Consider the following 16,092-nt stretch of genomic DNA (forward strand, 5'->3'; position numbering starts at 1 on the left):
GGTGGCTCAAGGTTTAATATGGTTAACTAGGCTGTAAAACCGGATGTTATCCACGCGAACTGCTAGGATACGGGATTCAGAATTTCAATTCGCAGGAGTTGCTAAGGCGTACATGTTTGGTCAATTTACAAGTTTCGTCGATCTGCTTCAGTACAGGGCTGAGTCTCAACCCGATAAAACCATTTTCACTTTCCTAGCTGATGGCGAGGCGGAAACTGATTCTTTGACCTACGGTGATCTACATACTCGTGCCCGGGCGATCGCCGCTTATTTACAGACTCACCATGCCCGTGGTGAACGTGCGCTACTCCTTTATCCCCCAGGACTGGAGTTTATCTCTGCTTTTTTAGGATGTCTTTATGCAGGTGTGATTGCAGTACCAGCTTATCCGCCACGTCCGAATCGCTCTTTTGGGCGACTCTACAGCATTATTCAAGATGCCCAAGCTCAATTTGCCCTAACCACAGCTGAACTGCGTGGCAAAATCGCCAATCGCTTTGAAGAATTAGAAAATTCGGCATTTCAATGTCTGTCAACAGATAATCTCTCACTCGATTTAGCAGCAGCTTGGAAAAATCCGAATGTCGGCCTTGATGATTTAGCTTTTTTGCAATATACAAGCGGCTCTACTGGTAATCCCAAGGGAGTAATGGTTGCCCACAGTAATTTGCTCCACAACTCCCACATTATTCAAACAGGCTTTAAAAATTCCCAAGATGTCAGAGCTGTGTCTTGGTTACCGCCCTATCACGACATGGGCTTGATTGGCGGCATTTTACAGCCAATCTATGTGGGGATTTTTCAAGTCTTGATGCCCCCGGTCAGTTTTTTGCAACGTCCATTTCGGTGGTTAAAAGCAATTAGTAAATATAAAGCAACCACTAGTGGTGCGCCAAATTTTGCTTACGACCTCTGTGTCTCACAAATTACGCAGGAGCAGAAATCCACACTGGAATTGGAATCTTGGCAACTAGCGTTTTCAGGAGCAGAGCCCATCCGTAGTGCGACCCTCGATAATTTCAGTCAGCACTTTGCAGAAGTCGGTTTCGATAAAAAAGCGTTTTATCCCTGCTATGGCATGGCGGAAACAACGCTCATGGTTTCAGGCACTGAACCACAGGCATTACCTAGGGAAATTACCGTTAGTAAGCAAGCTATCGAAGAGAATCAGGTGCGGGAGGCGATCGCCGATGAACCAACAGTAACCTTAGTTGGTAGCGGTCAAATCATTGGGGATTTAGCGGTTAGGATCGTTAATCCTGAGACATTGGCGCGGTGTACGGACAGCATTATTGGTGAGGTTTGGGTCAATGGCGAAAGCGTAGCGAAAGGCTATTGGCAAAAGAATGAGCTCACAGAAAGAACGTTTCAGGCACAGGTGGATGGCGAAACGGGCTTTTTGCGGACAGGAGATCTCGGATTTCAGCGGGACGGTGAACTCTACATTACGGGTCGTCTCAAGGATTTATTGATTATTCGCGGACGCAACCATTACCCACAAGACATTGAACTAACGGTAGAAAAAGCTCATCCAGCCATTCGACAAGGAGCAGGAGCAGCGATTTCTGTAGAGGTTGATGGTGATGAACAGCTCGTTATTGTGCAAGAAGTGGAGCGTAAGTTTGTTCGTCATTTAAATGTCGAAGAAGTGTCCCAAGCGATTCGGGGGGCGATCGCCACGGAACATCAATTACAGCCCTATGCCATTTGTTTTATTAAAACAGGCAGTATTCCGAAAACATCCAGCGGTAAAATTCGTCGCCATGCCTGTAAGTTAGGGTTTCTCGATGAGAGTTTGTCGGTGGTAGGTCAATGGGTGCAGGGGTTAGAGACGCGTCAATCACAACCCGTTACCAGCGAACAAAAAGCACCATCTCATACTTGGGCAGCAGTAGGGAAAGGTGATCGCCAACAGCAAGAGCTAGAAGCATGGTTAATCGATAATATTGCCCAGCGATTGGGGGTAAATTCGAACAAAATCAATGTCTTGGAACCTTTTGCCAGCTATGGTTTAGATTCTGTGCAGGCGGTTCAGGTAACGGCAGATCTAGAGGATCGCCTAGAGCGCAAATTAGAACCGACTCTAGCTTACGATTACCCTTCGATTCGAGCATTGGCAGCATTTTTGATTACGGGCGAAACCGCGACCCAAACTTTTGCGATCACACCGGAAAAAAAACTGCAAAATTCGGAAATTGCGGTTATTGGTCTCAGTTGTCGATTCCCCCAAGCCAACAATCCCGAGGCATTTTGGAAACTGTTGGCACAAGGTAAAGACGGTATTCGGCAGTTGGGCGATCGCTGGGGTTCGGATGAATGGGGCGGTTTTTTAGACGAAATTGATCAGTTTGAGCCAAGTTTTTTTGGGATTTCTCCCCGAGAGGCAGAACAGATGGATCCCCAGCAGCGGCTTTTGCTGGAGGTGAGTTGGGAAGCTTTAGAACGGGCTGGCATTCCGGCGAACAAGTTAGCGAATTCTCCAACGGGTGTGTTTGTTGGCATTAGTAATAGTGACTATGCCCAGCTTCAGGTGCGGGAAAAAAATCCGATCAATGCCTATATGGGAACGGGCAATGCCCACAGCGTTGCGGCAAATCGCTTGTCCTATTTTCTCGATTTGCGGGGGCCATCGCTCAGTGTGGATACGGCTTGTTCGTCATCCCTGGTAGCGGTTCATCTCGCTTGTCAAAGTCTAATCAACGGGGAATGTAAACAGGCGATCGCCGCTGGAGTTAACCTTATTCTCACGCCGGATGTCACCCAAACCTTTTCGCAGGCGGGGATGATGAGCGGTGCGGGTCGTTGTAAAACCTTTGATGAAAGTGCCGATGGTTATGTGCGAGGCGAAGGGTGTGGCGCAGTAATTCTTAAGCCTTTAGCGGATGCGGAAAGGGATGGCGATTCAGTTTTGGCAGTGATTCACGGCTCGGCAATTAATCAGGATGGACGCAGTAATGGTTTAACGGCTCCCAACGGTTTGGCACAACAGGCAGTCATTCAGCAGGCGATCGCCCGAGCAGGGATGTCAGCGGCGGATTTAGATTATGTGGAAGCCCATGGTACTGGTACACCCCTCGGCGATCCAATTGAAATTAATTCTTTAAAATCTGTCCTCAAAAATGATGGGCAAATGCGCGAAAAGCCCTGTGTGGTGGGCTCAGTGAAAACCAATATTGGTCATCTTGAAGCTGCTGCTGGTATCGCAGGTTTAATCAAAATTGTCTTGTCATTACAGCATGGCAAAATTCCTCGGCATCTCCATTTTCAACAACTCAATTCCCGCATTGACTTAGAGCAAACCCTTACTATTCCCGCCGTCGCGCAACTATGGATTAAGCTCAATCAACCGCGTTTCGCTGGGGTCAGCTCTTTTGGTTTTGGTGGCACAAATGCACATATTATTGTCGGTGATCGCCCCACAACAACTCCTCAACAATCCCAAGCTAAAAAGCGTCCTTGGCATGTTTTAACTCTCTCAGCAAAGAACCAAGTGGCTTTGAAGGCAGTGCAGGGGAACTATGCAAAATATCTAACAACGCAGTCTGATCTTGACTTGCAGAAGTTATGTTTAACGGCTAATACAGGGCGATCGCACTTTAATCAGCGTCGAGCGATTATTTTTCAAGACCAAGCTGATTTACAGTCGCAACTCGCTACATCGGTTTCCTCGCCACCCGCGATTACGCCTCAAAAAATTGCCTTTTTATTTACAGGGCAAGGGTCGCAATATGTCGGTATGGGTCAGCAACTCTACGAAACTCAACCGCTTTTTAAATCGGTATTAGATGAGTGCGATCGCCTATGGCAATCCTTTTCGTCCGATGCACCAACTTTAATTGACTTACTCTATGGCGGTCATGACCCACAGATCGTGAACCAGACAATTTACACTCAGCCTCTACTTTTTGCGGTGGAATATGCGATCGCCCAATTGTGGTTGTCATGGGGTATTGCACCAGATTTTTGTATGGGGCACAGCGTTGGTGAATATGTAGCGGCTTGTTTGGCTGGTGTCTTCTCACTAGAGGATGGCATGAAACTGATCACTGCGCGGGGCAAGCTCATGCAGAATTTGCCCAGTAATGGTGGAATGGCAGCGGTTTTTGCAGATAAAACAGCGATTACACCCTATTTATCTAAAAATTTAACCGTTGGTGCTGAAAATGGCTCCCATTTGGTTTTATCAGGGCAGACCCTTTGTTTAGAGCAAAGCCTATCGAAGTTACAGCGGCAAGGCATTAAAACAAAAGCCCTCAAAGTTTCCCATGCCTTTCATTCACCATTGATGGCGCCAATGTTAGGAGCATTTCGTCAGGTTGCCGAGCAAATTCAGTTCCATGAACCCCGTTTACCGCTGATTTCTAATGTTACCGGGCAGGAAATTGGGTCGGCGATCGCCACAGCAGATTATTGGGTGAGCCATGTGTCGGAACCTGTGAAATTTGTGCAGAGTATGCAAACCATTGCAGCGGCAGGTGTAAATGTCTTTTTAGAGATTGGAGCAAAGCCTGTTCTATTAAGTATGGGTCGTCATTGTCTGCCGGATGTGGAAGCATTGTGGTTGCCGAGTTTGCGACCGCAAAATGACGATTGGCAAGAGATGTTTACGAGTCTCGGGAAGCTTTATGAGCAGGGTCTAAATATTAATTGGCAAGCGGTTGAAGCAGATTATACTCAGCAGAAACTCACCGATTTACCGACCTATCCATTCCAACGCAAACGCTATTGGTTTAGCGAAAAGTCTTGGACTAACTCAGAAACGATCGAGGCAGATTTTTCAGAGTGGTTCTACGAGGTGCAATGGCATCAAGTGGAATTGCCGCAAGCGTCTGAGCAAAAAGAAGGTTTATGGTTGATTTTGGGCGATCATCACTCTCAAACATTAGAAATAGCTCAACAATTTCCGCAGTCTCAAATCGTTTCTCTCGGCGATGAATTTCAGCAACATTCAGATCATTGGGAAGTGCATCCCGACCAGTTTGATCAATTGTTTACAAGCCTAGCCAACACAAAACTTGCTGGGATTATTCACGGTTGGGCGATCGCCGCCGAGGAGCAAAATCTTGACCATAGCCAATGGTTAACTTGCTACACCACATTGCAATTAATCCAAAGCTTGCAGCGCCAACAACGGCAAATTCCCTGTTGGTTATTAACGCGCAATAGTCAGGCCGTTTTGGAGAATGACAAAGTTGAAGGGTTTACCCAAAATAGTTTGTGGGGAATGGGGAAGACGATCGCCCTTGAGCATCCAGAACTTTGGGGCGGCATCATTGATCTCGATGCAGCGATTCCTAATCTCACTAAGCTTTGCAACCAAACCAAAATTCAGCACTTAGCCTGTCGTAATGGTTCGATTTATTGCTCCCAACTAGTACCGCAAACAGTTACAAAAACGAAAATCTCGGCTATTGTGCCACAAGCTGTCTATCTCATTACGGGCGGTCTAGGCAGTATTGGTCGTCGTTTAGCGCAATGGCTAGATGAACAAGGCGCGACAAAAGTACTCTTGCTAACCCGTCGGAGTCTAGCAACTGATGATTCGCGCTTAGCTGATTTACCGAAAAGTGCGATCGCCTACACCTGCGACATTGCAGATGACCATGAGGTGCAAAACCTGTTTCAACGGTATCCAAATATCAGCGGTATTTTTCATGCAGCGGGTGTCCTTGAGGATGGTTTCCTGGCAACGCAAACATGGAAAAATTTCGAGAAAGTTTTTGCAGCGAAAGTCCAGGGCACATGGAATTTACATCACCATAGCCTTACTAATCCCCTTGATTTTTTCGTGACCTTCTCGTCGGTAGCATCGATAGTGGGTTCTCCCGGCCAAGGAAATTATGCGGCGGCCAATGGCTTTATGGATGCGATCGCCCGATATCGCCAAGGACAAGGATTACCTGCTCTTAATATCAATTGGGGGCCTTGGGCGACAGACGGCATGGCAACGGCTTTGCGCAATCAAGGCATGGCTTTTTTAGCGCCAGAACAAGGGTTGCACATCCTCGAAACGGTCTTGGCACAACAAACTAACGTTGGCGTTTTCAAACCTGATTGGCAACAGTTATCGCGACAATTTCCGGCGATCGCCAATAGCTATTATTTCCGCGCAGTGATGGGGGAAACGGAGGAAGTTTCCACCCAAAACGACATTTTCGAGCGATTGCAAACATTGCCCACCACTGAGCAACAGCAGCAATTAACAGATTATTTACGTGAATCTATCGCCCGCATTCTCAAGCTAGACTCTACCCAAATTCAGCCCAGTGATAATCTCCTCGATTTGGGGATGGATTCGTTGATGGTGATGGAGGCGATCGCCCATTTGAAGCAGGATTTACGGTTGATGCTGTATCCACGCGAAATCTACGAACGTCCGAAATTAGAGGTGTTGGCTAAGTATTTGGGTGACGAATTCCAGAAAGCTCACAATCCCGATTATCAACAAAAAACGGTTTCCATTCCGACTCAACTTCCCAGCCAAACCAATAAAACTTGGCAGATTCCGGCTCAGAAAAATGAGAAACCGATCGCCTTTATTTTATCGAGTCCTCGCTCCGGTTCAACGCTATTGCGGGTGATGTTAGCCGGGCATCCAGAACTATATTCCCCACCGGAATTGCACCTATTACCCTTCGAAACGATGGGCGATCGCCAAGAGGAATTAGGCCTATCTCATCTTGGGGAAGGGTTGCAACGAGCCATCATGGATCTCGATGGTCTAACAGCAGAGGAAAGCCAACAAACCATTAATCAATGGCTCACAGAAAATCGTTCCATTGGTGATATTTATTCTGAATTGCAGACCAAAGCAACGGGTAGATTACTCATCGATAAATCCCCTAGTTATGGCAGCGATCGCCAAACATTAGAGCACAGTGAAATTTTGTTTGAGAACGCTAAATATATTCATTTAGTGCGCCATCCCTACGCAATGATTGAATCTTTTAGTCGATTGCGGATGGATAAATTGTTGGGTGATACAAGTGCCAATCCCTTTGGTTTAGCTGAATCAATTTGGACAAAAAGCAACCAAAATATTTTGCATTTGGGTCAGACTTTATCCCCCGATAAATATTTACAAGTGGTGTACGAAGATCTCGTTAAAAATCCCCGCGTTGTCCTCACTCAAATCTGTAAATTTCTCGGCGTCGATTTTGATGAATCCTTACTGAATCCCTACAGTGGCGATCGCCTAACTGATGGCCTCCATCAACAATCGATGGGAGTAGGCGATCCCAATTTCCTCAAACATAAAAATATTGATCCGGCGCTAGCAGATAAATGGCGTAACGTTCAGCTTCCCCAACCCCTCAATCCCACAACAATTCGTTTGGCGCAAACCTTTAATTATGACTTGCCCAATGAAGATTTAACGGTTAGTGAAGTACCAACCATGACCGAACGGTCGGTGACTGTACGCGGTTTAAATTATTGCCTTTGTGAATGGGGCGATCGCACCAAGCCACTCATTTTGATGCTGCATGGCATCCTCGAACAAGGCGCTTCCTGGCAACTAATTGCACCGCAATTGGCAGCCCAAGGTTATTGGGTTGTGGCACCAGATCTGCGAGGTCATGGCAAATCTGACCATGCCCAGTCCTACAGTATGCTCGACTTTTTAGCTGATGTAGATACCCTAGCAAAGGAACTCACCGACCAATCTTTTACCCTAGTGGGTCATTCGATGGGATCGATTATTGGAGCAATGTATGCAGGGATTCGTCGTGATCAAGTAAAACATCTTTGCCTTGTTGAAACGATTGTGCCCAATGATATTGACGATGCAGAAACAGCAAATCACCTTGTCACTCACCTTGATTATTTGGCAACACCGCAGGAACATCCCACATTTCCTGATGTGGCGATCGCCGCCCGTCGTTTACGGCAAGTCACACCAGCATTGTCAGAAGAGCTATCGCTAAAACTGGTAGAGCGCAGCACAGAACAAACTGAGACTGGTTACCAATGGCGTTGGGATGCTTTTTTACGTACCCGTGCAGGCATTGAATTCAATGGCATTAGTCGCCGCCGATACCTGGCTCTCCTCGAAAATATCCAAGCAAAAATCACTCTTATTTATGGTGATCAAAGCGAATTTAATCGATCTGAGGATCTTGCAGCTACCCAAGCAGCGATGCCCAATGCTCAACGCCTAACAGTGAATGGAGGTCATAATCTCCACTTTGAAAATCCTGAGGCGATCGCCAGAATTCTGATGGAATGCTTGACTTTCTAGTACAGCGAAATGGAGTAACTCGATCACCATTCCCGATTAATTGGAGAGCACTTCCCGAAATAAATCGTTTAGAGCAATACGCATTTCTTCCCTTTCATGCATATCAGGGCGGCCTGGCCCGGTGAAATGACTACCATGCCGTGTGATTTCCGCAGCGATAAAACCATTGATCTCTTTAATTGGTGGCCCATAGCCAAGCTCAGAAGATTGTTTTTTCAGAGCTAACAGCTTGCTAATCGCCGGTTTAATGACAGCGGGAGCTACCGTATCAACTAAACTTTGAAACTCAATTGGTGGCGGCAAATCATAGGCTTCGATGTAACGAATAGCAAGCAGAGGTCGCAATACATAGAAATATTTCTTTAGTCGCGCTTGGCCTCTGAATAAATAATCTTTAGCATTACCTCTCGCCATATGACTGTAGTGATAGCAGAGAGCCCGCCGATTAGCCGCACGATTTTCTAGATTCCGTAACCTTGCCGCAAAGACACTAGATTCAAGATATCTAATTGGACTTTTCAACCACTCTAACAATGCACCGTTTGTACGCGAAAACAAATACATTGCTTTGCGTATGTCCCAACCATTGCAATCAATCTCATCCACAATGGGATATTCAATAACATCTCGCTTCCGTTCCACATCAAACGATAGATACCAATCCACAAGATGGGCATAAATAAAGCGCACATCATAATCTGAATCGAGGGAGGCAAAGCCCCAAGCACGACTACCAGATTCACAGGCATAGAGGATTTTGACATTATGTTCAAACTCCGCTGCCCTTAGACGACGCAAAATCTCTTGCTTTATTTCTGGCTTGATGACATGTTCCATCACACTTCAAATCACCTATCCAAGTTCATCAAAACTAACAGATCTTCAATTATGGCGATCGCCAAAAGAAAAGCTTATAGAGATTTCCTAAAGAGAGAGAAGGCATCGGGACTTCAGACTTTACACAAAACCAACTCGGTTAGCCATCTGTTGCAAGGATCAGATTTAAAAGACTCTTTACAGAGCCTTAAGTCAATAAGCGTGTGGGGAGAGTTCATATCGATAATCGCCTGGATCCTTTGGGTTGAAAACAGTCTTAATTTTGTCGTTTGAGTCACAGGACATAATCGCTTATGATTAATCCCTTGTTAAGTGATAAGGAAAAGATTTGGAAATGGCACGTCTGGCTTTATTGAGCGTCTCCGACAAAACTGGAATTGTTGAATTTGCCCGCGCATTAGTCGAGGAATTTGGCTTCGATATCATCAGTAGCGGCGGTACAGCAAAAGCGCTTAAGGAAGGTGGTGTGCCAGTAGCGAAAGTCAGCGAATACACTGGTTCCCCCGAAATCCTCGGTGGCCGTGTCAAAACCCTCCACCCCAAAGTTCACGGCGGTATCCTCGCGCGTCAGGATTTCCCAGAACACCTCAAAGATTTAGAGGATAACGATATTCGTCCCCTCAGCCTTGTGGCAGTAAATCTTTATCCTTTCGAGCAAACCATCGCCAAAGATGGCGTGACTGTCCCCGAAGCAGTAGAACAAATTGATATTGGTGGCCCTGCAATGCTCCGGGCGGCAGCAAAGAATTTTGGGAGTTTGGCGGTCATTTCTAACCCCAGTTATTACGACGAATATCTTGAAGAATTACGCGCGAATGATGGCAATGCAACCATCGAATTTCGTCAGCGCATGGCGGGGGAAACTTTTGCGTTAACTTGTGCCTACGACCAAGCAATTTCGAGTTACTTCTCCAGCAGCGTCAATGCCGAAGCCGATTTACCGAAGCGTTTTGGTATTGGTGGACAGGCAGTTCAAACCCTCCGTTATGGCGAAAATCCCCACCAGAGCGCCACTTGGTATAAAACTGGCACACAAGATAGTGGTTGGGCTGCTGCTGAAAAAATTCAGGGTAAAGCCCTCAGCTATAACAACCTCGTTGACCTCGAAGCTGCTCGCCGGATTATCGCCGAATTTCCCGATGGTGACCCGGCAGTGGCAATTCTGAAGCATACAAATCCCTGTGGTGTGGCCGTTGCAGATACGCTGGTCGAAGCCTACGAAAAAGCCTTTGCAGCCGATTCAATTTCGGCATTTGGCGGCATTGTTGCCCTCAACAAACCTCTTGACGCGGCAACTGCTGAGGCTATGAGCAAGGTCTTTCTTGAATGTATTGTGGCTCCGGAATGTACGCCTGAAGCACGGGAAGTGATTGCCAAGAAGAAAAAGCTGCGGGTTCTAACTTTGGCTGATTTGCTGACTGGCCCGACCCAAACAGTGAAGGCGATCGCCGGTGGATTTTTAGCGCAGGATGCCGATACTCAAATTGAAGCTCCTAAGGATTGGAAATGTGTCACAAGCAAACTGCCTAGTCCTGAGGATTTAGAAGAATTGTTCTTTGCGTGGAAGCTCTGTAAGCACGTGAAATCTAACGCGATTTTAGTGTCGAAGGATCGCACAACTGTCGGTGTGGGTGCGGGTCAGATGAATCGAGTAGGTGCTGCGAAGATTGCCTTTGAACAGGCAGGCGAAAAAGCGAAAGGTGCTTATCTAGCCAGTGATGCATTCTTCCCCTTTGATGATTCTGTTCGTAGTGCCGCTGAAGTGGGCATTAAGGCGATCGTGCAGCCCGGTGGCTCTATTCGTGATGAGGATTCGATTAAGGCAGCTAATGAACTCGGCATCATTATGATGTTCACTGGTTCCCGCCATTTCCTCCACTAATTCACAAGCTACAGAAAATTTTGTAGGGTGCGTTAATGAAATGTAACGCGCCTTTTTTCTTGTTTATATTCTTAATTAAATGTGCGTTACATTTCATTAACGCACCCTACATTTTGATGATATTTTAATCAGGTTTAGATGGTAGTAGTGGTTCGATATTCCTGAGAAGTTGAGGCAAATCTTCGGTGACAACCTTCCATACTTCTTGTAAATTCACATTGTCATATTCATGGACAACCATATCGCGCATTCCTGCAATCTCTCGCCACGGAATCTGATTGTTTTTGGTTCTAAATGCTGGAGATAGACGCTTCGTTGCTTCACCAATAATGATAATCCGGCGTAGGATCGCATCCTGTTTTTCTACATTATCTCTCAGAGCATCTCGGTCAAGATCTTCACAGTAACTCAAGATTAGTTGAGCAGAGTCATAAATATCGATTAGAGATTCAGCATCACGCAACATAAATCACCTCAGCAGATTCGAGAATATTTTTTTTTCGTAGCCAATTCCTACTATTTTCGATTCCTTTTTTACTAATAAGATCAACTGGTCGTTGAATAAGTTCAGCTAATTCTTCCTTCATATCGAATCGCTCAAATAAACCATAGTTTGATTCAGATTGAAACAGTACTAAAAAATCAATATCGCTTTCATCGTTAAAGTCATTCCGAAGAATTGAGCCAAACAATGATAATTCTGCGACCTGCCAACGGTGACAAAACTCATACAGTTGCTCTGGAGTGAGTTGGAGGCGGTGATAAATTTTAGGTTTTATTTCTATTGTCTGAGTGGATTGATTCATTAAGATTTATCCTCAGCGACAGATTTTAGTTTTTCGAGCTGTTTAGTAGCATAATCTCGAACTTGCTCATCCGGATCATTCTGAATACGCTCTATAAAAATTGGAGTTAGATCTACTTTCTGTTCATATTTGTTAAGTAGAATCTCTAAAATATTAGTTCTGATGTTATGTGAATAGTAGTAGCCATTGCCAGGATCGCGATGGAATGTATCGGTAAGGAGTAAAGATTTGAGAAAATCGAATAACCATAGCTCACTATGCTGAGATAAACCTAATATTCTGACAGCCGAACTTCTAATGCCTTGATGAGGGCTATTTTGTGCATGAAACTTGAGAATTGAGTCAACATCAAATAAGTTATTTCGTTTGTATGCTAGGTATCGAAGAAAATTTTCCTGTAATTCAGGTAATACATCAAATGAAGATAGATAATGTAAAGCCTTTTCATCTAGAAACTTTAAGATGTCTACTCTTATATTATCCGAATAAATTATACGTTCCCAAAATTCATTATTTGTGTCGATAGGTAAGCTATTAAACTCTTCTTCTAACATCTTGATGATTATCTTGATCGATTCAAGATCATTTATTCCATACCAAGTTAAGTGATAGCCTACAACTTCTTCTATAAAATAATCATCTCTTCTTGTTTTTATTTGTACTTTCAACCAGCTCAAAAGTTTTTCTTTATTATCGGATAAATAAACAAGAAAATTGACAATTTCGTGATAGAGACCCTTACAATCTAAATCAAGAAGGCTTTCTAAATAACTGACTAGCGATTGTTTATCAAGCCATAACTGATCCAAATATCTCAACAGTTTTATTTGAGTCTGTATTTTTTGAGTGATTATTACTCCACCAAAATTTTTGTCCGGGCAATATTTCTCTTGATTCTGAACAGTTGGAAGGACATCTTTTACTTTACTCAAGAGTACGTCAGATAGCTCTTTGGGATTCGATAATCGATGACTGATTTCAATGAAGCAATCGAGAGCCAAGAAAACATTCTGTTCTTTTCCAGATTCATCATCAAGACTCAACAAATAGAAAATGACCTTTTTTACAAAGCTCGGATAAATATTTCCAGAAATCAGAAGTAAAACTTCTCGCCATGATTCATCACACCAATGCTCTCCAAAAGTTGCTTTCTTAAATGCATCAAAACTTAAATCTTGAGCTTCTTTAAAACGGTATAGAAATGATTCAGCTACAAAATACTCTAAAAATGTTCGATGAACAAAAGCATAATTATTAGCACCTAGGTCACACAGAATAAAATTACGATTACGCAACTGATCTAGCATTATTCCAGCAACTTTTTTCGGATTTTGAATATCTAGCTCTTTGAGACTATTCCTTAAAATCTTTTTTAACTCTTTTGCGCTAATGACATTTCCCTTTAGCCCGTCTTTACTCGACTGCATATAGTCCGCTACTCGTCGCAGGATAGCTTGTTTCTCACTAACATCAATCGTTCTTGGATCAAGATTTTGATCAATTAGATTTCGTTCGATATCCCACTGATGCAATAACACTTCCGATGCCCGTTCATAAAGCCTTGCCCTATCCCGTGGTAGCTCCTGATGTCGATTGAGGATTGCCATCATAGTCAATAACAACGGATTTACCGCCAACTGTTTAATGGCTTTTGAATCAGTCACAGCCTTCTTCAAACGAGCTTCCTTCTGCTCACGCAACTTTTGCTCTGTACCATCCCCTCCAAAAGTCAGTTCATGCCACCGCTCAATAAACGTTGTGACCTGTTCATTCTCAAAATCCTGCAGCATAAAATGTTGAAACTCTGCATCCCTGAGTCGTTGAGCTTTGTAGCCGAGCCACCGCGATGTCACCACTACCCGCACTGGGGGATAATCGTTCGTGAAGCCATGAATATCGTTAATCACTTCTTCCCGGAGCTGTGAATCAAAAACTTCATCCACCCCATCAAACAGCGCGAGAACATTGCCTTCCCGGAGCTTTTCGTCCAAATCCAATTGGTTAAGCTTCGTGACTACATTTCCCTGATGTAGAAATTCGAGAAAACTATTACATTTTCCTGCTGCCTTATCCCGTGCATAAAGTCGCAGTTCAATTAGTAACGGTAAAGGATGCGCTGGCAACTCCCGTAGCGGTTTCTCTGCCCAATCCAATGCTAAATATTGCAGTAAAGTTGATTTCCCCGACCCCGGATCACCGAGAATTACAACATAATTTTTGTCCGGCTCCTGTAACATCTCCAACACCGAGCGCGGCGACTGACTCACATACCGACGGCGGGATTCCTCTAGATGATATTTTTCCAGTTCGATATCATCAATTTCTCCCCGTTCCCGTAATTCTTTGAGACGATCCTTCGGGATATCAAATACCTGTGGCAAAAACTCCTGACATTCCCGTACAGTTTGGGGGACAAAGATCTTCCAGAGTCGTAAGCCGTTGTAAGCAGAACTTGACGAATCTAAAGAATCTAGTTTGAGGTTGCCGTATTGCTCCTGTATCGTTTCCGCGTATTTTGCGAGATTAAAATCCGGTTGAATGCCTGCGAGATTGGCAGTGTTGGCGGCAATTTGTTCAAGATTTTGCGCAGAAAAGATTTCTCGCAATTCCGACGAATTTTTCAGTAAAATTTTGACCGCTCGAATATAACCTTTGCTGATTTGCCCCCAATCAAATGCATCCGGTAAGTAAGGTGAATCAAGCTCTTTCCAAACCTTAATCAGCTCTCTGGCGGGAATACTACGACATTCTTCCTGAAACGCTAATCCCAATGTTGCCGCGATTCGTTCATCCTGCACAAACTTTTTCAGAGGTTGCTTAAACTCTTTGATTTGCGCGGGTTGAAACTGATTAAATTCCAGCTCTTCCTCTACCAGCTTCAGAAATTCTTTTAGCGCCAGACCATAGGCTTTCTTCAGATCATCCGGCTTTAATCCTTCGACTAAATCCCCCAGACAATCCTTGAAAAAATCTGTGACGTACTCTTCCAGCGCACCTTTTGCCAGTTCTTCTAAAATTGGCCTGGCGATCGCCCCACCGACCTGTGCTGCTCCCCAGACAACTAACCAATCAATCATCAATTAATCCAAGCTTGTCTCACGCCACTTTAATTATGACGAACCTTTTGGGATTTTTCGCACTAAGCCATAATTACGCCATCACAAAATTCCCAGCCTGAGAACGGAAGGGTTTGGCTGGATGATCGATTTCACTTTGGCAATAAAATAACGCGCGATGCGTTTGCTAAACCGCCAAAAATTGTTGAATAACTTCTTGGCTCAACTCAGCAGTACTACCAGATGCAACAATGCCCCCTTTCTGCATTGCATAATATCGATCAGCTTGACGGACAAAATGTAAATGCTGCTCGACTAGTAAAACCGAAATACCTGTGGTTTCAATAATTCTTTTGACTGCCGCTTCAATCTCTAAAATAATTGAAGGCTGAATACCTTCAGTCGGTTCGTCCAAAACCAATAAACGAGGCTTACCCATCAAAGCACGGGCGATCGCCAACTGCTGCTGTTGACCACCACTTAAATCGCCACCCATACGAGATAGCATTGTTTTAAGAACGGGAAACAGATCAAAAATTTCCTGAGGTATTTTATCGCCTCTCTTTCTACCTTTAGGACGTGCCTCTAAACCTAGTAATAAATTATCTTCGACAGAAACCCGAGGAATAATTTCTCTCCCTTGAGGCACATAACCAATCCCCAACTTTGCCCGACGATCTGGCGATAACTTCGTAATAGTTTTATCGGAAAAAGAAATCTCACCAGTACGCGGTTTGAGCAAACCCATTACCGTCTTTAGAAGCGTCGTTTTACCCACACCATTACGGCCAATCAGACAAACCATTTGACCTGTGGGAATACTCATATCTACATTACGTAAAATATGACTTTCCCCATAATAGACATTAAGATTCGATATTCTTAATGCCAGATTAACCCCTTGCTGTTTGTGAAATTCTTCTTTATGCATCTCTAATTACTATATTTAGTTTCGATTTCAGTTTCTATCTGGTCAATAGTTTCTTTGGGCAAAGCTAGTAATTGTAAAAGCCTTTGATAAACCATCAGCTCATCTTTATTAATTTCATTTGACCTGATAATTTCATAGCTCAGTTTTAAGACTTTTTCCTTTTCACCCAAATTTTGTAATTTAGGAACAAGTTCATCTAGAGGAATCTTTCGAGCCAAATAATTTTGCAGTTCTTTTTGAAGGCTGAAACGGTGCTCTTCACTCGTTGCAAATTCTTGACTCAAATTAGATAAAATCACATCTAATTGTTCAGGCGCAAAATTATTATCAGCCCAAGCCAT

7 protein-coding genes are annotated in these 16,092 nt (G+C 44.2%); 2 read left to right on the forward strand and 5 right to left on the reverse strand.

The window, feature by feature from the left end:
- The first annotated feature begins 112 nt into the window (after positions 1-112).
- Positions 113-8,239, forward strand: a complete 8,127-nt coding sequence (locus LEPTO7376_RS01235; protein ID WP_015132477.1) for a type I polyketide synthase — start codon at positions 113-115, stop codon at positions 8,237-8,239.
- A 36-nt stretch (positions 8,240-8,275) separates the two neighbouring features.
- Here the strand turns inward: LEPTO7376_RS01235 and LEPTO7376_RS01240 are convergent, their stop codons facing one another.
- The gene (locus LEPTO7376_RS01240; protein WP_015132478.1) at positions 8,276-9,076 is read right to left on the reverse strand and encodes a nucleotidyltransferase domain-containing protein; all 801 of its coding nucleotides are present in this window, start codon (positions 9,074-9,076) and stop codon (positions 8,276-8,278) included.
- 334 nt (positions 9,077-9,410) lie between these two features.
- Here LEPTO7376_RS01240 and purH point away from each other — a divergent pair, with 334 nt between their 5' ends.
- On the forward strand, positions 9,411-10,958 hold the full coding sequence (gene purH / locus LEPTO7376_RS01250; RefSeq protein ID WP_015132479.1) for a bifunctional phosphoribosylaminoimidazolecarboxamide formyltransferase/IMP cyclohydrolase: 1,548 nt from the start codon (positions 9,411-9,413) through the stop codon (positions 10,956-10,958).
- Positions 10,959-11,082: 124 nt separating this feature from the next.
- Here the strand turns inward: purH and LEPTO7376_RS01255 are convergent, their stop codons facing one another.
- The 4 genes from LEPTO7376_RS01255 to urtE form a co-directional block, all read right to left on the reverse strand.
- Positions 11,083-11,424: a DUF86 domain-containing protein gene (locus LEPTO7376_RS01255; RefSeq protein ID WP_015132480.1), complete on the reverse strand. Its 342-nt coding sequence runs from the start codon at positions 11,422-11,424 to the stop codon at positions 11,083-11,085.
- Positions 11,414-11,764, reverse strand: a complete 351-nt coding sequence (locus tag LEPTO7376_RS01260; RefSeq protein WP_015132481.1) for a nucleotidyltransferase family protein — start codon at positions 11,762-11,764, stop codon at positions 11,414-11,416. The genes LEPTO7376_RS01255 and LEPTO7376_RS01260 overlap by 11 nt, the downstream gene beginning before the upstream one ends.
- A complete protein-coding gene (locus LEPTO7376_RS01265) occupies positions 11,764-14,841 on the reverse strand; it encodes an NACHT domain-containing NTPase (RefSeq protein ID WP_015132482.1) in 3,078 nt (1,025 codons plus the stop codon). Before LEPTO7376_RS01265 ends, LEPTO7376_RS01260 begins: the two co-directional genes overlap by 1 nt.
- Before the next feature lie 166 nt (positions 14,842-15,007).
- Entirely contained in the window at positions 15,008-15,751 is a 744-nt protein-coding gene (gene urtE, locus LEPTO7376_RS01270) for an urea ABC transporter ATP-binding subunit UrtE (RefSeq protein ID WP_015132483.1), read from the reverse strand.
- Positions 15,752-16,092: the final 341 nt, after the last annotated feature.

This window comes from [Leptolyngbya] sp. PCC 7376 (assembly GCF_000316605.1).
GTDB lineage: Bacteria > Cyanobacteriota > Cyanobacteriia > Cyanobacteriales > MRBY01 > MRBY01.